At 58.6% G+C, this 20,936-nt stretch carries 20 protein-coding genes; 15 read left to right on the top strand and 5 right to left on the bottom strand.

Features of this window, described 5'->3' with window-relative positions; all coding sequences use genetic code 11:
• Positions 1-34: 34 nt before the first annotated feature.
• Together K3556_RS06950 and K3556_RS06945 are read left to right on the top strand one after the other, a co-directional pair.
• The gene (locus tag K3556_RS06950) at positions 35-1,834 is read left to right on the top strand and encodes an aminopeptidase P family protein (RefSeq protein WP_260518988.1); all 1,800 of its coding nucleotides are present in this window, start codon (positions 35-37) and stop codon (positions 1,832-1,834) included.
• Between the two features lie 62 nt (positions 1,835-1,896).
• Entirely contained in the window at positions 1,897-2,238 is a 342-nt protein-coding gene (locus K3556_RS06945) for a DUF427 domain-containing protein (protein ID WP_260518987.1), read from the top strand.
• A 4-nt stretch (positions 2,239-2,242) separates the two neighbouring features.
• Here K3556_RS06945 and K3556_RS06940 read toward each other — a convergent pair whose 3' ends face one another.
• Positions 2,243-3,322, bottom strand: coding sequence for an anhydro-N-acetylmuramic acid kinase (locus K3556_RS06940; protein ID WP_260519192.1), 1,080 nt, complete (start codon positions 3,320-3,322; stop codon positions 2,243-2,245).
• Positions 3,323-3,460: 138 nt separating this feature from the next.
• Here K3556_RS06940 and tyrS point away from each other — a divergent pair, with 138 nt between their 5' ends.
• The 4 genes from tyrS to trpE all read left to right on the top strand — a co-directional run bounded on the left by tyrS (position 3,461) and on the right by trpE (position 9,539).
• The gene (gene tyrS, locus K3556_RS06935; RefSeq protein ID WP_260518986.1) at positions 3,461-4,714 is read left to right on the top strand and encodes a tyrosine--tRNA ligase; all 1,254 of its coding nucleotides are present in this window, start codon (positions 3,461-3,463) and stop codon (positions 4,712-4,714) included.
• A 180-nt stretch (positions 4,715-4,894) separates the two neighbouring features.
• Positions 4,895-6,076 carry an aminotransferase gene (locus K3556_RS06930; RefSeq protein WP_260518985.1) on the top strand — a complete coding sequence of 394 codons (1,182 nt, stop codon included), beginning with the start codon at positions 4,895-4,897 and terminating at the stop codon, positions 6,074-6,076.
• 81 nt (positions 6,077-6,157) lie between these two features.
• The gene (locus K3556_RS06925) at positions 6,158-7,999 is read left to right on the top strand and encodes a SurA N-terminal domain-containing protein (RefSeq protein WP_260518984.1); all 1,842 of its coding nucleotides are present in this window, start codon (positions 6,158-6,160) and stop codon (positions 7,997-7,999) included.
• 31 nt (positions 8,000-8,030) lie between these two features.
• Positions 8,031-9,539: an anthranilate synthase component I gene (gene trpE / locus K3556_RS06920; protein WP_260518983.1), complete on the top strand. Its 1,509-nt coding sequence runs from the start codon at positions 8,031-8,033 to the stop codon at positions 9,537-9,539.
• A gap of 230 nt (positions 9,540-9,769) precedes the next feature.
• Here trpE and K3556_RS06915 read toward each other — a convergent pair whose 3' ends face one another.
• The 3 genes from K3556_RS06915 to K3556_RS06905 form a co-directional block, all read right to left on the bottom strand.
• Positions 9,770-10,744 carry a DUF3179 domain-containing protein gene (locus K3556_RS06915; RefSeq protein ID WP_260518982.1) on the bottom strand — a complete coding sequence of 325 codons (975 nt, stop codon included), beginning with the start codon at positions 10,742-10,744 and terminating at the stop codon, positions 9,770-9,772.
• Between the two features lie 97 nt (positions 10,745-10,841).
• Positions 10,842-11,480, bottom strand: a complete 639-nt coding sequence (locus K3556_RS06910) for a peptidylprolyl isomerase (RefSeq protein WP_260518981.1) — start codon at positions 11,478-11,480, stop codon at positions 10,842-10,844.
• On the bottom strand, positions 11,473-11,973 hold the full coding sequence (locus K3556_RS06905) for a peptidylprolyl isomerase (RefSeq protein WP_260518980.1): 501 nt from the start codon (positions 11,971-11,973) through the stop codon (positions 11,473-11,475). The genes K3556_RS06910 and K3556_RS06905 overlap by 8 nt, the downstream gene beginning before the upstream one ends.
• 161 nt (positions 11,974-12,134) lie before the next feature.
• Between K3556_RS06905 and K3556_RS06900 the strand changes: the two genes are divergently transcribed.
• From K3556_RS06900 to K3556_RS06860, 9 genes are all read left to right on the top strand, one after another.
• Complete coding sequence (locus tag K3556_RS06900) at positions 12,135-13,325, top strand: phosphoglycerate kinase (RefSeq protein WP_260518979.1); 1,191 nt, start codon at positions 12,135-12,137, stop codon at positions 13,323-13,325.
• A gap of 180 nt (positions 13,326-13,505) precedes the next feature.
• Positions 13,506-13,631 (top strand): hypothetical protein, encoded by a 126-nt coding sequence (locus K3556_RS06895; RefSeq protein ID WP_260518978.1) that lies wholly within the window; start codon positions 13,506-13,508, stop codon positions 13,629-13,631.
• Positions 13,628-13,798, top strand: coding sequence for a hemin uptake protein HemP (gene hemP, locus K3556_RS06890; RefSeq protein ID WP_260518977.1), 171 nt, complete (start codon positions 13,628-13,630; stop codon positions 13,796-13,798). The genes K3556_RS06895 and hemP overlap by 4 nt, the downstream gene beginning before the upstream one ends.
• 174 nt (positions 13,799-13,972) lie before the next feature.
• Positions 13,973-14,848, top strand: a complete 876-nt coding sequence (locus K3556_RS06885) for a fructose bisphosphate aldolase (RefSeq protein WP_260518976.1) — start codon at positions 13,973-13,975, stop codon at positions 14,846-14,848.
• A gap of 395 nt (positions 14,849-15,243) precedes the next feature.
• Entirely contained in the window at positions 15,244-15,546 is a 303-nt protein-coding gene (locus K3556_RS06880; RefSeq protein ID WP_260518975.1) for an FtsB family cell division protein, read from the top strand.
• Between the two features lie 166 nt (positions 15,547-15,712).
• Complete coding sequence (gene pdhA, locus K3556_RS06875; protein ID WP_260518974.1) at positions 15,713-16,714, top strand: pyruvate dehydrogenase (acetyl-transferring) E1 component subunit alpha; 1,002 nt, start codon at positions 15,713-15,715, stop codon at positions 16,712-16,714.
• A 23-nt stretch (positions 16,715-16,737) separates the two neighbouring features.
• Positions 16,738-18,111 carry a pyruvate dehydrogenase complex E1 component subunit beta gene (locus K3556_RS06870; protein WP_260518973.1) on the top strand — a complete coding sequence of 458 codons (1,374 nt, stop codon included), beginning with the start codon at positions 16,738-16,740 and terminating at the stop codon, positions 18,109-18,111.
• A gap of 11 nt (positions 18,112-18,122) precedes the next feature.
• Entirely contained in the window at positions 18,123-19,415 is a 1,293-nt protein-coding gene (locus K3556_RS06865) for a pyruvate dehydrogenase complex dihydrolipoamide acetyltransferase (RefSeq protein ID WP_260518972.1), read from the top strand.
• Between the two features lie 99 nt (positions 19,416-19,514).
• Positions 19,515-19,850, top strand: a complete 336-nt coding sequence (locus tag K3556_RS06860) for a carboxymuconolactone decarboxylase family protein (protein WP_260518971.1) — start codon at positions 19,515-19,517, stop codon at positions 19,848-19,850.
• Between the two features lie 250 nt (positions 19,851-20,100).
• Here K3556_RS06860 and cysE read toward each other — a convergent pair whose 3' ends face one another.
• Positions 20,101-20,904, bottom strand: a complete 804-nt coding sequence (cysE, locus tag K3556_RS06855; RefSeq protein ID WP_260518970.1) for a serine O-acetyltransferase — start codon at positions 20,902-20,904, stop codon at positions 20,101-20,103.
• Positions 20,905-20,936: the final 32 nt, after the last annotated feature.

Below are 20,936 nucleotides of genomic sequence, written 5' to 3'. Positions count from 1 at the left end.
CGCGCGTTGCCAATCCAGTATCCGGAGACCGCCGATGTTCCAGACTTTTGACAGCACCGCTGACCCGTCGCGCGGCCCCGTTCGGTTGGAACGCCTGCGCCGTGCGATGGCCATGAAAGGTCTGGACGGGTTCATCGTGCCGCGTGCGGATGCTCATCAAGGCGAATATGTCGCCGATTGCGACGCCCGCTTGGCATGGCTGACGGGATTTACCGGGTCCGCGGGGTTTTGCATCGCCTTGAAAAACGATGCCGGCATTTTCATCGACGGTCGCTATCGCACTCAAGTGCGCGCGCAGGCTGATATGACGGCATTCACCCCGGTTCACTGGCCCGACACTCTGCCCGGCCCCTGGCTTAAGGACACGCTGAAAGGACAGGCCGCGAAGGTCGGGTTTGACCCCTGGCTGCACACCAAAGGCGAGATCGAAACCATCGAGAAAGCGCTTGAGGGCACAAAAGTCACGTTGATCCCCACAGATAACCTCGTGGATCATATCTGGACGGATCGTCCCTCGGCACCAAATGGCAAGATCATCGAACAACCTATTGAATTTGCAGGAATGTCCAGCGCGGCCAAGCGATCAGAACTGGCCGATGGCCTGTTGGCGGACGGGCAAAAGTCCTGCGTCATCACCTTGTCCGACAGCATCGCGTGGATGTTGAACATTCGTGGCGACGACCTGCCACGGATCCCTGTGGTGCAAGGGTTTGCTGTGCTGAATGAAGACGCCTCGGTCGCGTTTTTCACCACAGAGGGACGCGTTGTCGAGACGGCATTCGACACAGATGTCGTGTTGCATCCCGTCAAAAATTTTGCCGCGCATTTGAAAACTCTCGATGGCCCGGTTCGGCTGGACAAGGCCACTGCGCCGCTTGCCGTGTCGCACATCCTGTCTGAAGCGGGGGTGCAGATTGACTGGGCCGACGACCCGGCCGTCCTGCCAAAAGCTCAGAAAAACCCGACCGAGCTGAAAGGCGCCCGCGAAGCGCACCTGCGCGACGCCGCCGCCATGGTTGAGTTCCTGACCTGGTATGAGGCAGCGGATAAGAGCGCGCTGACCGAGATTGATCTGGTCGTCGCCCTTGAGGAGAAACGCCGCGCGTCAAACGCATTGCTTGATATTTCGTTTGAGACGATTGCCGGTGCCGGGCCAAACGGCGCAATCATGCATTACCGCGTCACCAAGGACACCAACCGCACGCTAAGCCCCGGTGATCTTGTTGTTTTGGACAGCGGTGGGCAGTACCGCGATGGCACCACCGACATCACGCGCACGCTGCGCGTCGGCGAGGTCGGAGACGAAGAAAAACGCTGCTTTACCCGTGTGTTGCAGGGCATGATCGCACTGTCTCGGGTGTATTTTCCGCAAGGACGAACAGGTCGCGATCTGGATCCCATTGCGCGCTATCCGCTGTTTGCGGCGCATCAGGATTTCAACCATGGCACCGGGCATGGGGTCGGTGCGTACCTGTCCGTGCATGAAGGCTCCGCGCGCATAAATCACCTTTCGGATATTGCCCTTCTTCCCGGCATGATCCTGTCAAACGAACCCGGTTATTACCGCGAAGGCGCGTTCGGCATTCGGCTGGAAAACCTCGTCGCCGTCGAAACCGCCACCTGCCCAGCTGGCGGCGACGCGGATCGCGAAATGCTGTCGTTTGAGACCCTGACCTTCGTGCCCGTCGACACCAGCCTTGTCGTTCCGGAAATGTTGTCCGGCGAGGAGCGTGCGTGGCTCAACGCCTATCACGCCACCTGCGTCGAGAAATTGGCGTCACGCCTCAGTGACGCTGCGTCGAACTGGCTGACCACAAGTTGTGCGCCAATTTAGCGCACGCATTTCACCGCAGGTCTGTTAAGGTCCCGCGAGATTCACCGACACGAGGACATACCATGAGCGATCACATCAAGATCCGCCCCGCGGACGGAAAATGGTCCATTCGCGCTGGCGGCGCTGTTTTGGGCGAAAGCTTTAATGCGCTGTCGGTGGTCGAAGGCGACAATCCCCCCGTGATTTATTTTCCAAAAGGGGATGTGGCGATGGCATTCCTGGACAAAAGCGCGACGGTCACAACCTGCCCGTATCGCGGCGAGGCACGCCATTATTCCATTCAGACCAAATCGACCCTGATTGAGGATGCGGGTTGGATCTATGACGCACCGATCGAAGAGCTTTCAGCGCTGAAAGATCACATCGCGTTCTATGCAGACAAAGCGACGGTCGAACGCATCTGACCGGCTAGCCGCCAAAACCCGTTGATATCACACCGCCACCGACCGCAGCGGCAACGCCTGTTGTCGTTGGCGACGACGTGGTCAGACCCCGTGCGACGCGCACCGCAAGATAGCCAAAAGCCTGCGCCTCTAACATGTCGCCGTTCAGGCCGGTGCTGTCGATGTTGTCCACGTCCATCGGCACCCGCGCACGAAGTTCGGCCATAAGGGCAGCGTTGTGACGCCCGCCCCCTGTGACCAGAACACGCGTTGGTGCTGTCGGGCAATGTTCCATCCCACGCGCCACGGCAGCGGCCGCGCAGGCGGCAAGGGTGCGCAGCGCATCGGCGTCGGGCAGATCAGCCACCAGAGCAGGTAAATCCGGAAAGTCATTTCTGTCCAGTGACTTGGGTGGCATACGTTGGAAATAGGAATGGCTCAGAAACGCATCGACGATGGCGTTGTCAGCCGTGCCAGACATCGCCAGCAAGCCGCCCTCGTCGCGTGATTTTGCATGCCGGTTCTGCATCAGGTCATCCAGAGGCGCATTTGCCGGGCCGGTATCAAAGGCAAGGCACGCGCCGGGGGCCTCCGGTGCTGATTGCGACGGATCAACCCAAGTCACATTTCCCACGCCGCCCAGGTTCAGGAACACAAGCGGCGCGTCGGCTTTGATGTAGCGCGCGCAGGCGTGGTGAAAGAACGGGGCCAGTGGTGCGCCCTCGCCGCCCAACTTGACGTCAGCAGTGCGGAAATCCCAGACCACCGGCAGGTCAAGCGTTTGCGCCAGCGCCTGCCCATCCCCGGCTTGATGGGTGCCCAGCCCGCGCGGATCATGCGCGAAAGTCTGGCCGTGAAACCCCAACAACACAGGCATTGGATCATCCTGCATCAGTCGGTTTATCACCGCCAGATGAACAGCTTCGACAATGCGGGCCGCTGGCGCGACCTCGGGCGCATCGGGCCATTTGCCCAAAGCCCGCGCTAAAACCCGGCGCTGATCGTCTGTGAACGCTTCGAACGCAGCGGGTCCAAACGAGACGATACGGTCGCCATCCGTCTCAATCAGCGCCGCATCCACCCCGTCCATCGAGGTGCCGGACATGCACCCCAGCGCCCAGACCGGACCCTGCCCCAAACGGGTGCTTAGCGCCGCCTTGTCGAAGGTTTTCAACACGCTCTTTTCCTTTGCCCGCCCCACGTTTATACGGAGGGTTCAATACTCAGGATGGACCAAAAGAACATGACCTACCACCCAAAATCTGACTTCATGCGTGTGATGATCGAGCGCGGCTTTCTGGCCGATTGCACCGATTATCAGTCATTGGATGACGCACTGATTGCGGGGGTGGTGCCGGCCTATATCGGGTATGATGCGACAGCGCAGTCGCTGCATGTCGGGCATTTGATGAACATCATGGTGCTGCGGTGGTTGCAGAAATGCGGACACAAACCGATCACTCTGATGGGCGGCGGCACGACCAAAGTTGGGGACCCATCCTTCCGGTCGGACGAGCGGCCCTTGTTGGGACCAGACCAGATCGACGCCAACATCGCGGCGATGCAGCAGGTATTTGCGAAATTCCTGCGTTATGGTGATGGCGAAACAGACGCGATCATGCTGAACAACGCCGAATGGCTGGATGAACTGAATTACCTCGACTTCCTGCGCGATATCGGGCGGCATTTTTCGGTCAACCGGATGTTGTCCTTTGAAAGCGTGAAGTCACGGCTGGATCGTGAACAAAGCCTGAGCTTTCTTGAATTCAATTACATGATCCTGCAAGCCTATGATTTCCTGGAGCTAAACCGTCGCTATGACTGTTTGCTACAGATGGGCGGATCAGACCAGTGGGGCAACATTATCAACGGGATCGACCTGACCCGTCGTGTGCTCGATAACGAAATATTTGGCCTGACCACGCCGCTTCTGACCACGTCAGACGGACGCAAGATGGGCAAAAGCCAAGGCGGCGCAATCTGGCTGAATGCCGAGATGCTGTCGCCCTATGAGTTCTGGCAGTTCTGGCGCAACACCACGGATGCGGACACTGGTAAGTTTCTGAAAATCTTCACCGAATTGCCGGTCGAGGAGTGCGACCGCCTGGGCGCGCTGGATGGCGCTGAAATCAACGAGGCCAAGATCATTCTGGCCAACGAGGTCACCACCTTGCTGCACGGTGCAGACGCGGCCCGCGCTGCCGAAGCAACCGCACGCGAAGTGTTTGAAAAAGGCGGGGCCGGTGACGACCTTCCGACCCTGACGCTGACTGCTGGTGATCTAGGGGAAGGCATCTCGATCGTGCAGTTGTTCGTCAAATCCGGCTTGGCGAAGTCCGGAAAGGACGCCAAGCGCCTGATCACCGAAAATGGGGCCAAGGTGAATGACGAAGCTCTGACAGATGCGGGGCGCATGATCGTTGCCGATGAACTGGGGCAGCCGATGAAATTGTCGGCCGGCAAGAAGCGTCACGCCTTGGTGGTGCTGGAAGGCTGATCTGAACGGGCCTTGTGGCTCACTTCGTGAGCCTGAGGGGCGCTGCCCCTTTGGACCATATCCAAGATATGGCCCTACCCCGGGATATTTTTCGCCAGAAGAAAACAGGGATGTGTGAGGAGAATTGCTGTTTTTGCAGACGGCGGTTACCGTGGCCTCGAATGATATGACGAGGTTTCTATGACGCCTTTCAACCCCAATCTCATTGCCACGCTCCCACCCCCTGTTATGGAGGCGCGGCGATGGGTCGAGGGCACGGTGTTTGAAGCCGACCGCCCTTTGATCAATGTCAGTCAGGCCGCACCGGTCGATCCGCCGCCAGACGAGATGCGGCAGGCGATGGCCGACGCTGTTCTGCGCCAGTCCGAGGTGCATCTTTATGGACCCGTTCTGGGATTGCCAGCGCTGAGGTCTGAGTTGGCTTTCAACATGACGCGCCATTATGGCGGGGCTGTTGGGGCTGAGAACATTGCGATCACCTCGGGCTGCAATCAGGCGTTTTGCGCTGCGATTGCCACCCTTGCCGCGCCGGGCGATGAGGTCATTCTGCCGACGCCTTGGTATTTCAATCATAAAATGTGGCTGGACATGGGCGGGATCAACGCGGTGGCGTTGTCGACCGGACCTGATCTGGTGCCGGACGCGGACGCGGCTGACGCCATGATCACTTCGCGCACCCGGGCGATTGTGCTGGTCTCACCCAACAACCCGACCGGTGTCGAGTATGCGCCGTCGGTCGTCGCCGCTTTCCGCGATCTTGCCCGCCGCCGGGGCATCGCCTTGATCATTGACGAAACCTATCGTGATTTTCATTCGCGGCCCGGTGCGCCGCATGAGGTGTTTGTCGATCCCGACTGGCACGACACGGTGATCCATCTTTACAGCTTCTCGAAATCCTACCGGCTGACCGGACATCGCGTCGGGGCGATCGCCACGTCGCCCCAGCGGTTGGCCGAGGTCGAGAAGTTTCTGGACACGGTTACCATTTGTCCGGCGCAGCTTGGCCAGTACGCGGCCTTGTGGGGGTTGCGCAATCTGGACAATTGGTTGGGGGTCGAGCGCGAGAAGATTTTGGCGCGCGCTGCTGCAATGCGAGCGGGGTTTGCGCCGCTGACTGATCAGGGGTGGCAGCTGATGGGATGCGGGGCTTATTTTGCTTATCTTCAGCATCCGTTCGACATGCCGTCCGATGCGCTGGCGCGGGCACTGGTCGACCAAAGCGCGATCCTGGCATTGCCCGGAACGATGTTCACACCTTCAGGTGACGCGGCTGGTGCGACGCAGATGCGCGTGGCCTTTGCAAATATAGATGAAACCGGCATTGCCGAGGTTCAGAAACGGCTGGCCGGGTTCCGCCCCTGACCGTGACGTATCAACAGATATTGGCATTCCCGGCTGGCTCACCTAAAACCTTTGCAAACAGGTGGTAAAAGGAACACGCGTATGGCAACCGGCAAGACATCCCGCACCTTTGGCTGGATCCTGATGGGTCTGGTGATGGTGGGGCTCGTGGGCTTTGGCTCGACCAATTTCGGCGGCTCTGTGCGGTCTGTTGCGACCGTGGGCGAAACCGAAGTGGACGCCAATCGGTATCTGCGCGAGTTGCAATCGGAAATGAATGCGTTTCAGGCCGAAACCGGGCAGCGTCTGACGATGGAAATGGCGCGCGGTATTGGGCTGGATCAGCAGGTCTTGGCCCGTGTGATCGCCACGGCAGCGCTGGAGGATGAAACCGCGCGGCTGGGCATTTCGGTTGGGGATGAAGAATTGCGCAAGCGCATTGTCGATATTCCTGCTTTCAAAGGGGTTGATGGCAAGTTTGATCGCGACGGCTATACATTTGCGTTGGAACAATCCGGGCTGACCGCGTCGGAGTTTGAAAAGAGCCTGCGAGACGAGGTGAGCCGCCAAATTCTGCAAGCAGCGGTCGCCAATGGGGTGTCAACCCAACCCAGCTATGTCGATACGCTTTTCGGATACGCCCGTGAAACACGTGATTTCACTTGGGCCACGATGAGCGTTGACCGATTGAGCACACCGGTCCCTGCCCCCACTGACGACGCACTGACCACATATTACGAGGCCCATCCACAGGATTTCACCCTGCCTGAGATCAAGGTGATCAGCTATGCGTGGCTGAACCCCGAGGATGTGATCCCAACGATCACCATCAGTGACGAGCAAATTCGCGCGCTGTATGACGAACGCGCCTCGGAATACCTTGTGCCGGAACGCCGGATGGTCGAGCGACTGGTGTTTAATACGGCGGATGACGCGCAGGCGGCCGCAGATGCTATTGCAGCGGGCGAAAAGACCTTCGAAGAACTGGTCGCAGACCGGAACCTGCAGCTGTCTGATATAGACCTTGGCGACTTGCCCAGAGACGAGTTGGGGGCAGCGGGTGACGCCGTTTTTGATCTGGAAGAACCCGGTGTGACGGGGCCGCATGACAGCGACCTTGGACCGGCACTGTTTCGTATGAATGCGATCCTTGCCGCCCGTGACACCAGCTTTGACGACGCGCGTGAGGAATTGCACGGCGAACTGGCCGCCGATGCTGCGCGGCGTCTGATCAGCGATATGGTGGCCGAACTTGACGACCAAATGGCCGGTGGTGCGACGATCGAAGAGGTCGCAAAAAGCCATAACATGCAGCTTGGAACCTTGAACTGGACCGCTGGGGACAGCGAAGGCATTGCGGCTTATGACGCGTTCCGCGAGGTTGCAGAAGTTGTCACGACAGACGATTTTCCGGAAATCACCCTGCTAGAGGATGGCGGCGTCTTTGCGCTCCGTCTGGACGAGTTGCAAGCGCCGCGTTTGCAAGAACAAGCAGAAGTGGCCGACGCGGTTCGGGCCGGTTGGGACGCCGAGAAGCGGCTCGACCTTCTGGCCGAAGAGGCGCGCGCGCTGATCCCGCAACTTGAGAACGGCGAAAGCCTGTCGTCCCTGGGACTGACCGAAGTGATCGAGCAAGACCAAACCCGGGAAGCTTTTGTGGAAGGCACCCCGCCCAACTTCATGCGCGAGGTCTTCGGGATGGAGCCGGGAAGCTGGCGCGTTCTGGAAAGTAGCGACAATGTTGTTCTGGTCCGGCTGGATGCCATTCAACCTGCCGAACAGGACAGCGACGACGCCAAAACACTAAAGGCGAATTTCGCAACCGGCACCGCCCAGGAAATCGCGTTGGATGTCGAAAATGCCTTTGCCCGCGCCGTACAGAACCGCGCCGGCATCGAGTTGAACCGCGCCGTCATCAATGCAGTAAACGCCCAGCTTCAGTGACCTGCAGCCACGCGACCGGAAAGGATACCCAATGGCTCTGACACCCTCGTTCGAGGATTTCGAGGCCGGTTGGAATGCCGGAAAGAACCAGGTGATCTTTACCCGCCTGGCCGCCGATCTGGACACCCCGGTGAGCCTGATGCTGAAACTGACCGAAGCCCGGCGCGACAGTTTCATGCTGGAAAGTGTGACCGGGGGCGAGGTCCGTGGCCGCTATTCCATCGTTGGCATGAAGCCCGATCTGATCTGGGAATGTCGCGGCGACCAAGCCCGCATCAACAGAAAGGCCCGATTTGACGCCGATGCGTTCGAGGTGATGGACGGCAACCCGTTGGACAGTTTTCGCGCGGTTCTGGCTGAAAGCCAGATCGAGCTGCCCGCAGACCTGCCCGCCGCGTCTGCGGGACTGTTTGGCTATCTTGGCTATGACATGATCCGGTTGGTCGAACACCTGCCGGATGTGAACCCCGATCCTTTGGGCCTTCCCGATGCGATGATGATGCGACCCTCCGTGGTTGCGGTTCTGGATGGGGTCAAGGGAGAGGTGACGCTTGTGTCACCTGCTTTTGTGGGCTCTGGTCTGACGGCCAAAGCAGCTTATGCACAGGCTGCCGAACGGGTGATGGACGCGCTGCGCGACCTGGACCGGGCAATACCGGGCGAGACGCGGGATCTGGGTGAAGCGCGCGCGCTTGGCCCGCTGGTCTCAAACTTCAACAAGCCGGATTATCTGGCAGCCGTCGAGGCGGCCAAAGACTACATTCGAGCGGGCGACATTTTCCAGGTTGTGCCCAGCCAACGCTGGACACAGAACTTCCCCCTGCCCCCGTTTGCGCTCTATCGCAGCCTGCGGCGGACCAATCCGTCGCCCTTCATGTTTTATTTCAACTTTGGCGGCTTTCAGGTCGTGGGTGCCTCGCCGGAAATCCTAGTGCGGGTCTTTGACCGAGAGGTCACGATCCGCCCGATCGCCGGCACCCGCCCGCGCGGCAAAACGCCGGAAGAAGACAAGGCATTGGAAGCAGACCTTCTGGCTGACCAGAAGGAATTGGCCGAGCATCTGATGTTGCTGGATCTGGGGCGCAACGACGTGGGCCGGGTTGCCAAAATTGGCACTGTTCGTCCAACTGAAGAGTTCATCATCGAACGCTACAGCCATGTGATGCATATCGTCTCGAACGTGGTGGGCGAGTTGAGCGAAGACCACGACGCCTTGTCTGCGTTCTTCGCCGGCATGCCAGCGGGCACGGTCTCTGGCGCACCAAAAGTGCGCGCGATGGAGATCATCGACGAGCTGGAGCCTGAAAAACGCGGCGTTTATGGCGGCGGCGTTGGGTACTTCAGTGCGGGCGGCGATATGGATATGTGTATCGCCCTGCGCACCGCTGTGGTGAAGGACGAGAAGCTTTATATTCAGGCAGGCGGTGGTGTTGTTTATGACAGCGATCCTGAGGCCGAATATGAGGAAACGGTGAACAAGTCGAAGGCGATCCGACGGGCCGCCGAGGATGCGGCGATGTTCACGCGAGGCGGCAATTAAAGCGTTTCGAATGAAACCTGAGACAGGGTTCATTCGAAACGCAGTTCAACATTTCAGCGTTTCGCGCGTTTCGCCAAAACCTGTTATTCAGGTTTCTCTTGAAACGCTTTCGGGGCGCAAATAGGGGCTTTGCCCCTCGGCCTGCGGCCTTCACCCCAGGATATTTAAGGCCAGAAGAAGCGGTGGCTCTTTCGGCATCACCACTTCGAGGGTTGGGGCGTAGTGCGGCTTTATCCGCCCATCATCCAGGTGCCTTTTGGCCAGAAGGCATGGAAGGCAAAGGCGAAGAGCACGTCGTGGGGCACATCGCGCCCATTGGCATCGCGCACACGGATTGTGCCCACGTCGCGACCCTTTGCGATCCGGGCGGTGTCCAGCGCGGAGGCCTGCCCGGCGGACCAACTGATCACCAGACCGGATTCGCGAATTTCGCCTTCTTTTGACAGTCGGGAGACCGGCCACGCGCGCGCGCCAACGCGCACGACGCGGGCCAATGCGGGAACGCCGTGAGGGGGTTGTTCGCCGGTAAAAAACGGGTATGGGCGGTTGCGGCTGTCATACCCCGCATAGGGGTTTTGACCATAGGGTCGGCGCGCCTTTGGTTGGGCCATGACAAGCCCGTCGGGGTTGCGGCGGGCAAACTCTGCCCAGCTTTCCATCCATGCTGGCAATTGTTTCAACTGCTTGCCGTTGTGTTTTCCGACAATTCCTTCGCCGATCGCCTGCTGCCACCAGCTTTCTGTTTCAACGTCATACATTACCATGTCGGAGTTTCTGAGTTTCCCGGTCACCCCGAACGTGAGTGTCTTGCCGCCCACCCTGCGGTCAAACACCATGCCGGAGTTGCACAGCGGGCAGAAGGTGACAGCCACAGGCATCCCGCCGACGCGGTCATTTACGATCTCGTGCCAGGTGAGATAGCGCAGCGGATAGGCGCGCGGTTGGGCACCCTTCAGTTCAAGGGTGATCACCGGCTCGCGCGCGGCCAGTTTGGTTTCGTTGCCAACCTTGACGAATTTCGGATCGCTAATTGCGGGAATGCCGTCACGGCCGGGGCCACCAGACAGGATTTCGGACCAGTTATCGACATTGGTTCGCGTGAAGTCGGTTTTGGGAAATTCTGATGCCCAGTCGCGCGGCTCGGCCCGCGCCTCATGCGCCCATAGCCCTATCGTGATGGCGAGCATCGTCAGGATGATACGCATGGGGCCTCTCCTTTATATCTGTCTGGAATTACCCTGACAGAGAAAGAAGAAGCCCCATAGCCCCCCTCACGGGGGTTTGAGCGATTGTGCGCGGGGCCTATTCGACGACGCGCATTGAGATCATCACGTCTGGAGCGCTAGTCACCGCCCCGTTGGGGCCGTCGCCGCGTTTGATCGCCTGCACCACATCAAAGCCGTCTGTCACATGGCCGACAACAGTGTATTGACCGTCCAGGTTGGAACTAGGGGCGAACATGATGAAGAACTGGCTGTTCGCTGAATTGGGGCTTTGCGACCGGGCCATCCCGACCGTGCCAGCCACGAAGGGTTCATCCGAAAACTCCGCTGGCAGGTCAGGATAGCTAGACCCACCCATCCCCGCACGCCCGCCATTGCCGTCGGCCTTGCCAAACGCGACATCGCCAGTTTGGGCCATGAAACCTTCGATCACTCGGTGAAAGATCACATTGTCATAGGTGCCGTCATTGGCAAGTTGGACAATACGTTCGACATGCTTTGGGGCCAGATCGGGGCGCAGAGTGATGACAACCTTGCCCTCGGCCTCGCCCGCGATGGTCAGTTCAACTTTTGGTGCATCACCAAGCGCCGCCGTATCCACTTCGGGCGGCGAGGATGGCCAGAGCGCATACACCGCATAGCCCACGACAATGGCGACCCCAGCCAGAAACGCTATCCAGAAGGTCCGCTTGTCGCGTTTGCCATATCCGTCAGACATCTGCGGCCACCTTGACCGAAATCATCACGTCGGGTTCCGCTGGCGGCTCGCCACGTGTGATCGCATCCACATGTTCCATCCCTGAAGTCACCCGACCATAAACCGTGTATTGGCCGTTCAGGAAATTGTTGTCTTTGAAGTTGATGAAAAACTGGCTGTTGGCCGAGTTGGGGTCTTGCGACCGGGCCGCGCCCAGCGTGCCACGATCATGGGGCAACTTTGAGAACTCCGCAGGCAGGTTTGGCAGGGATGAACCACCCGTGCCCGCATGGCGCAGGGTCATCGGGTCTTTGCCATTGGCCACGTCACCGGTTTGCGCCATGAAACCGTCGATCACCCGGTGAAAGACAACCCCATCATATTCGCCTGCCCGCGCCAATTCTTTCATGCGCTCGCTGTGCTTGGGAGCCACATCGGATAGAAGTTCGATCACCACTGTGCCGCCTTTCAGCTCCATCAGAATGGTGTTTTCGGGGTCTTTGTAATCGGCCATCTGGGCCTCCTTCTGGTTCTTGTTTTTGGTTCACATTTGCGGGCCAACCTATGCCCCTGCGAGACAAGATGAAAGAGGTGCTTGGCGCATTTTGCCGACCAACCCCGTTGACCCCAGCCCGGATATGTTGTGCAACTGCAGCAGCCTTGAGGGAGAGACCGATGACCTGGAAAACACTCGACGACATGGAACTGGACGGCAAAGTTGTGCTGACGCGCGTGGATATCAACGTGCCGGTCGAGAACGGACAGGTCACAGATGACACACGAATCCAGCGGATATTGCCGACAATTCGCGACATCCTGGCGGCGGGCGGCAAGCCGGTTCTGCTGGCTCATTTCGGACGCCCCAAAGGTCAGCGTGTACCGGACATGTCATTGTCAGTTGTGCGCCCTGCGCTGGAGGTAGCACTGGGAAGCCCGGTGAAATTTGCTGAGGATTGCATCGGCGGTCCGGCCAAGAAAGCAGTGGCGGCTTTGCAAAGCGGCGACGTGCTGCTTCTGGAAAACACCCGATTCCACGAAGGTGAAACGAAAAATGACGGCAGCTTTGCGGCCTCTTTGGCGGCCTTGGGCAATGTGTATTGCAACGATGCGTTTTCGGCGGCCCACAGGGCGCATGCCTCAACCGAAGCGTTGGCCCGGCTTTTGCCGTCCTGTGCCGGGCGTTTGATGCAAGCCGAATTGTCCGCACTGGAAGCCGCGCTTGGCGCGCCTGAACGCCCACTGGTTGCAGTGGTTGGCGGCGCCAAGGTGTCCACCAAACTTGATCTTCTGGGCAATCTGGTTGGCCGGGTGAACGCGCTGGTGATCGGTGGCGGAATGGCCAATACGTTCCTTGCCGCGCAAGGCATTGATGTGGGGAAATCACTGGCCGAACACGACATGGCAGACACGGCGCGCGCCATTCTGGAAAAAGCCGAAGACAAAGGCTGCCAGATTGTTCTTCCGTCAGACGTGGTCGTCGCCCGCGAATTCGCCGCCGGTGCGGAAAACGAGGTTGTCGCAGTCAATGCCTGCCCTTCAGACGCCATGATCCTTGACGCCGGTCCGGCGACGGTTGCGCGTATTGCGGAGGTGTTTGAACAGGCCAAGACGCTGATCTGGAACGGTCCGCTGGGCGCGTTTGAGATCGAACCGTTTGATGCCGCAACGAACGCCGCCGCGCAAAAGGCCGCACAATTGTCGGCGGCGGGATCGCTTGTTTCGGTGGCAGGTGGCGGGGATACAGTTGCCGCGCTGAACAAAGCTGATGCGGCCAAGGACTTCACCTATATCTCGACCGCCGGTGGCGCTTTCCTTGAATGGATGGAGGGAAAAGAGCTTCCTGGCGTGGCAGCACTTTCAGAATAAAACGCTGACATTGTTGCACAAAATCAACCCTGCAAGCCGAAGGCTCGCAGGGCTTTTTTGTGCGGATTTCTGACTTGACTATAATCTGAGTATTTTAGTAAGTTATAAATATCAGCCAGTCGCTCGCGCGGCCAGCCGGAGACCTGAGAGCCGAACGGCCCACCCCGACAGGAGCGCGACATGACACCTTTACGTGACGGACCAGTGCTGGCCCGAACAGACATTCCATCGCCCTTTCCCATCCTGCACGACCTGAGATCTCTGGTCGCGTGGATCAACGCTTGCCTTGAAGGACGCCAGATATGACCGCCCCTTTGCCGACAACAGCATTTGACGTGGCCGACCAACCTGCGCCGCCCAAACATGACGCTTTGACGCTGACCCGTTTCGGAAAGAAGGCACAGATCGTGCTGAACGACATGGTCTATACGCTGACAATCACGCGGGCAGGCAAGTTGATCTTGACGAAGTGACCCCTGTCACCCCGGCAGTCGCAACACGCATTGGAAAAGCGCGCCCTTCCCCGGCGCGGGCCCAGTCTTCTGCGCTACGTTAGCGCCAGCACAATTGCATGGTTCGGTCCACTCGCCTAGAACGGGGGAAATTCAGCCAGATTGAACGGGACCGATATGCCAAACCAAGCACAGATGGATCAGATTAAAGCCGGCCAAGGCTTCATTGCAGCCCTCGACCAATCGGGCGGGTCGACCCCAAAGGCATTGCGTCTTTATGGCGTGGAAGAAGACAGCTATTCCGGCGATGCTGAAATGTATGACCTGATCCATGCCATGCGGTCGCGTATCGCGCAGGCTCCGGCGTTCACTGGCGACAAAGTGGTCGGCGCAATCCTGTTTGAGATGACCATGGACCGCGAAATCGGCGGCAAACCCACCGCAACTTACATGTGGGACGAACGTGGCGTGGTGCCCTTTCTGAAGGTCGACAAAGGCCTGACCGATGAGGAAAACGGTGTTCAGTTGATGAAACCGATGCCCGATCTGGATGCGTTATGTACACGTGCGGTGAAAGCCGGTGTGTTTGGCACCAAAATGCGGTCCGTTATTAACGCGGCCAACGCAGAGGGCATCAAGGACATCGTGGCCCAGCAAATTGCCGTGGGTAAACAGATCATCGGCCATGGCCTGGTGCCGATCCTAGAACCCGAAGTGAATATCTCGATCGCAGACAAAGCGGCAGCGGAAGACCTTCTTCTTGCTGAATTGAAAGCACAACTTGATACGCTGTCGGACGACCAGACCGTCATGTTGAAGCTGACCCTGCCGGAGACGCCCAACCACTATAAAGCCTTGGTTGATCACCCGCGTGTGGCCTCTGTCGTGGCCCTGTCAGGTGGGTATTCCCGCGCAGAGGCGAACGCGCGTCTGTCGAAAAACACAGGCATGATCGCAAGCTTCTCGCGCGCCCTGACCGAAGGCCTGTCGGCCCAGCAAACGGATGCAGAGTTCAACGCGACCATCTCGGACACGATTGACAGCATTTACCAAGCTTCGATCGCGGGCTAAGACTGCGAACAGAAAGACCAACGCCCGCGGCCCTCGCTGCGGGAGCGTCCGTCTCGGGGCTGGAGTTCTGGCGCAGATTCGGCGACAACTGGTGCACTTTCCCATCTGGCTCAATCCTGCTGTCCGGTGCTGTCGCCACAATACTGCGTGACGCCCGACCCGGCGGCAGCCATCCTGTTTATGATCCGATCCGCCTAATGACGCGTACGGTCATACGATCTATAACGGCGACGCTGCAGATGGTCTTGCCGTATCTCAGCTGGTCGAAGCGCCAGATCGCTTTTTTTCTCCAGCGATTCGATTTGGGATTCACAAGGCGAATCACCTGTGTCATAGTTCCCTTGCACCACCCGAAAAGAGGTGGGCAAGAGGCAGTACATACAGATAGGAAGCCTATGGGCGCACCTCGTACACAAGCTGGATTTGGTGGAGCGATCTACTTTGTCGTGATCGTGGGCCTTGGCCTATATTTCACCTTTGCCAGTGTACAGGGCGACTATGGATTGTTCCGTCGCGTTCAAATCGAGGCTGAGACACGTGCGCTTATGAAAGAGCGTGACGTGCTCTCGGCCGAGATTGCCGCCCTCTCGAACAAAACTCACCGCCTGTCCGATGAATATCTGGATATGGATCTACTGGATGAGCAAGCCCGCTCGGTTCTGGGGATGGTCCGCGGCGACGAGGTGGTATTGCGCTGATCATTGCGCAGCATTTTTCTGTCATCCGAAACCATGCACAGGGCGCAACCCCGCCATGGTCTCCCTACGTCAAGTTTTTGTCGACCTGAAGGTCTGGTTTCTGTATAAGGTAGTTTAACACTAAACTACCGCCCAAAACATACTGACGCCAGGAGGAGGACGCTGTATGGCAGCCCGCAAAAGCGCCCAGAAAAAGCCAGCTAAATCAAACACATCAAAAGAAGAGCTTCTTGCCCACTATCGCGAGATGCTGCTTATCCGTCGATTCGAGGAAAAATCAGGCCAGTTATATGGCATGGGTTTGATCGGCGGGTTTTGCCACCTATACATCGGTCAAGAGGCCGTCGTTGTGGGGCTTGAGGCTGCTGCACAAGAGGGCGACAAACGCCTGACCTCTTACCGCGATCACGGCCACATGCTTGCTTGTGGGATGGACCCAAAAGGTGTCATGGCCGAGTTGACCGGGCGCGAAGATGGTTATTCGCGCGGCAAGGGCGGCTCGATGCACATGTTTTCGACCGAAAAGCACTTCTATGGCGGTCATGGGATCGTTGGTGCGCAGGTGCCGATCGGCACCGGTTTGGCATTTGCGGACAAGTATCTGGAAAATGGCGGCGTGACCTTCGCCTATTTCGGTGACGGCGCAGCCAACCAAGGTCAGGTTTATGAAAGCTTCAACATGGCCTCGCTGTGGCAATTGCCGGTGATCTATGTCGTCGAGAATAACCAATATGCGATGGGCACGTCGTTGCAGCGCGCCAGTTCGACCCCTGACATTTATACCCGCGGCGAAGCCTTTGGCATTCCCGGCGAAGCGGTCGATGGCATGGACGTTCTGGCGGTGAAAGAAGCCGGGCTGCGCGCCACGGAACACTGCCGATCAGGCAATGGCCCCTATATTCTGGAAATGAAAACATACCGGTATCGCGGTCACTCGATGTCGGACCCGGCCAAGTACCGGACCCGCGAAGAAGTGCAGAAAGTACGCGAGGAACGCGACGCGATCGAGCATGTGCGCGAGCTTCTGCTGCAGGGCAAACATGCCTCCGAGGATGAATTGAAGGCCATCGACAAGGAAATCAAAAGCATCGTCAACGAGGCTGCTGAATTCGCGAAAAACAGCCCGGAACCCGCGCTCGAAGAGCTGTGGACCGATATTTACGCCTAATCCCGGACAGAGGAGAAGAAAGAATGGCTACTGAAGTATTGATGCCCGCCCTGTCCCCCACCATGGAAGAGGGAACACTGGCAAAATGGCTCGTAAAAGAAGGTGACACCGTCTCATCTGGTGACATCCTTGCCGAAATTGAAACCGACAAGGCGACGATGGAATTCGAGGCGGTGGACGAAGGGATCATCGGTAAGATCCTCGTCGAAGAAGGCACCGAAGGCGTCAAGGTGAATACACCGATCGCTGTGCTGATCGAGGACGGTGAAAGTGCGGATGATATCGCGGCTCCTGCTCCGGCACAGGCTGCCTCGGCAGCGCCCGAAGTTGCTGCCGCGCCTGCTGTTGAAAAAGTCGCCGCACAGCCGATCACGCCTGTTGTTGTCGCGGAACCTGACATTCCAGCCGGCACCGAAATGCGCGCAACCACTGTGCGTGAAGCGCTTCGTGACGCGATGGCCGAGGAAATGCGCGCCGACGGCACCGTGTTCCTGATGGGCGAGGAGGTCGCGGAATACCAAGGCGCCTATAAGATCAGCCAAGGCTTGCTGGACGAATTTGGTGCCAAACGCGTAATCGACACGCCGATAACCGAGCACGGTTTCACCGGTCTTGCCACTGGTGCCGCGATGGGTGGTTTAAAGCCGATTGTCGAGTTTATGACCTTCAACTTCGCCATGCAGGCGATTGACCACATCATAAACACCGCTGCCAAGACGCGCTATATGTCGGGCGGGCAGATGTCCTGCCCGATTGTGTTCCGCGGTGCCAACGGTGCCGCGGCCCGTGTGGGCGCACAGCACTCTCAGGATTACGCCGCGTGGTACGCGCAAATTCCGGGTCTGCATGTGGCAATGCCCTACTCGGCCTCTGACGCCAAAGGGTTGTTGAAATCAGCCATCCGTGACCAGAACCCGGTCGTGTTCCTGGAAAACGAATTGCTGTATGGCCAAAGCTTCGATGTGCCCGTCATGGACGACTACACCGTTCCGTTTGGCAAGGCGCGCATCTGGCGCGAAGGGACTGATCTGACCATCGTCAGCTTCGGCATCGGCATGAAATACGCGTTGGAAGCCGCTGATGCGCTGGCTGAAGACGGGATATCAGCCGAGGTCATTGACCTGCGGACCCTGCGCCCGATGGATACGCCGACCGTGATCCAGTCCGTGATGAAAACCAATCGCTGCATCACGGTGGAAGAAGGCTGGCCGGTTGCCTCAATCGGCGGTCACATTTCATCCGTTTTGATGCAGGAGGCGTTCGATTACCTCGACGCGCCGGTGATCACCCTGACGGGTAAGGACGTGCCCATGCCCTATGCCGCCAACCTTGAAAAGCTTGCACTCGTGACCACAAAAGAGGTCATCGATGCCGCCAAAGCCGTAACCTATCGCTAAGGAGACCTGACATGGCTACCGAAATACTAATGCCCGCCCTGTCGCCCACGATGGAAGAAGGCACGCTGGCGAAATGGCTGGTCAAAGAAGGTGACGAGGTCGCATCTGGCGACCTTCTGGCCGAGATCGAAACCGACAAAGCGACGATGGAGTTTGAAGCCGTTGATGAAGGCATCATCGGTAAAATCCTTGTCGCCGAGGGCACTGAAGGCGTGAAGGTGAACACCGCCATCGCAATCCTTGTCGAAGAAGGCGAAGAGGTCGGCGACGTTGCCGCAAGTGCGCCCGCCGCCCCGGCGGCTGCAAAAGCGGAAACCGCGCCTGCTGCAGCTGAGGCCGCAGCACCCACCCCTGCCGCCGCTGCCCCGCAAGCCTCTGATGGGACGCGTATTTTTGCGTCCCCGCTGGCTCGTCGTATCGCGGCGGACAAAGGGTTGGACCTGACCCAGATCCAAGGCTCTGGCCCCAAAGGACGGATCATCAAGGCGGACGTCGAAGGCGCGACCGCCGCGCCGAAAGCCGCACCCGCCGCGGCAAGCGCGCCTGCCGCAACCGCAGCCGCCCCTGCCCCGACCGTATCGGCCGGCGCCGTGGCTGCGATGTATGAAGGTCGCACGTTCGAAGAGGTTAAACTGGACGGGATGCGCAAAACCATTGCCGCGCGCCTGTCGGAAGCCAAGCAGACCATCCCGCATTTCTATCTGCGTCGTGACATCAAGCTGGATGCACTGCTTGCGTTCCGCGGTCAGCTGAACAAGCAGCTGGAATCGCGCGGCATAAAGCTGTCGGTCAATGACTTCATCATCAAAGCTGTCGCCATTGCACTTCAACAAGTGCCGGAAGCCAACGCGGTCTGGGCCGGAGATCGCGTATTGCAGATGAAGGCCTCTGACGTGGCTGTGGCCGTGGCCATCGAAGGTGGCCTGTTCACGCCCGTGTTGCAGGATGCCGAGCAGAAGTCGCTGTCCAGCTTGTCGACTCAGATGAAAGATCTGGCGTCACGTGCACGCGACCGCAAACTTGCGCCGCATGAATACCAAGGCGGCAGCTTCGCGATCTCGAACCTTGGGATGTTCGGTATCGACAATTTCGACGCCATCGTGAACCCGCCCCACGCGGGCATTCTGGCGGTGGGCAGCGGTGTGAAGAAGCCGGTGGTCGGCGCGGACGGAGAATTGACAACCGCCACAGTGATGAGCGTCACCATGTCGGTTGATCACCGGGTGATCGATGGCGCCATAGGTGCGAACCTGCTGAAGGCGATTGTTGAAAACCTCGAAAATCCGATGACGATGCTGGCGTAACGTCACATTCGAAACCCCAAATCTATTGACATGGCTCAAGGCGGATCAATTCGCCTTGAGCCATGTGCTTTTCCAACACCTGGACAACTGGAGAAGCAGATGGATTTCAAAACACTACTCGACGACACGTCGGCCAACACGGACAGCTTTCGTGCCATTCAGCCAGACGCGGCAAAGGGGTTCGTCGGTATGCACCGCGCCGCTATGGGTAACGGCGCGCTGTCGACAAAAGACAAAGAGTTGCAATGCATCGCGATCGGAATTGCCAAGCAATGCAATGACTGCATCGGGTTTCATGTCCGTGCCGCGATCAAAGCAGGCGCAACCCGCGATGAAATCGCGGAAACCGTGTCGGTTGCCATCATGATGGGCGGTGGCCCGGGCTATATGTACGGCGCGCGGGCCCTACAAGCCTTTGACCAGCTTTCACAATAAGCGGCCTGTCAGACAAAACAAAAGGGCGGCGCTATCGCGTCGCCCTTCCTCTATTCGCGGGTGAGTCACCCTGCTTTTGCGTGTCGGTTACCCGGCAACGGCGACCAGAAAAAGGGCTGAAAAGCCAACCACTGTCGCAAGCCAAATCTGTTTCATCTCGGATCTCCGATCATTGTCCACAGCTCCGTATAGATGAAGTCGCCAGATCAAAACATTGATTTATCGCAAGTTTGCGGATTTCCGCCGAGTGCTATTGGATCAGCCGCTGATCCATGTTGATCGAGGGGCAATCGCACCCTGCCTCGCCAACGATCCGCGCCGGAACGCCCGCGACGGTCTTGTGGCTTGGCACGTCTTCCAACACGACAGAGCCCGCCGCAATGCGCGAACAGGTGCCAACCTTGATGTTGCCAAGCACCTTTGCGCCCGCGCCAATCAGCACGCCGTCGGCGATCTTCGGGTGGCGATCTTCGTCTTCCTTGCCGGTGCCGCCAAGCGTCACGGAATGCAGCATCGATACGTTGTCACCAACCACAGCCGTTTCACCGATAACGATCGAATGAGCGTGGTCAATCATGATGCCCCGCCCGATCCGCGCGCCGGGGTGAATGTCGATGCCATAGACTTCGGAACACCGCATCTGGATGAAATAGGACAAATCTTTGCGCCCCTGCTTCCACAGGTAGTGGCCAAGCCGATAGGCCTGCATCGCCTGAAAACCTTTGAAATAGAGCACCGGCTGCAACATACGGTGGCAGGCCGGGTCACGATCAAGAACTGCGGTGATATCGGCGCGCGCTGCGTCGGACAGATCCGGGCAATCCGCATAGGCCTCGTCGGCGATTTCGCGCAGCAGCACCATGCTCATCTCGTTCGAGCTGAGCTTGGCGGCAAATCGGTAAGACAGCGCTTTTTCCAAGGTCCGGTGATGCAACACACAGGCATGGATCAGGCCGCCCAACAATGGCTCGTCCGCGACGGCCTGGCGGGCTTCGTGGGTAATCCGGTCCCAGACAGGTTCGATTTCGGTTACAATTGCGCGCTTCTCAGCCATGGTCATCCCTCATGTTGAAGCCATTCCCTACA

The sequence above is a fragment of the Aliiroseovarius sp. M344 genome, from assembly GCF_025140835.1.
Lineage (GTDB): Bacteria > Pseudomonadota > Alphaproteobacteria > Rhodobacterales > Rhodobacteraceae > Aliiroseovarius.
Note: the sequence above shows the minus strand (reverse complement) of the source record. Positions and strands in the feature narration are given on the sequence as shown.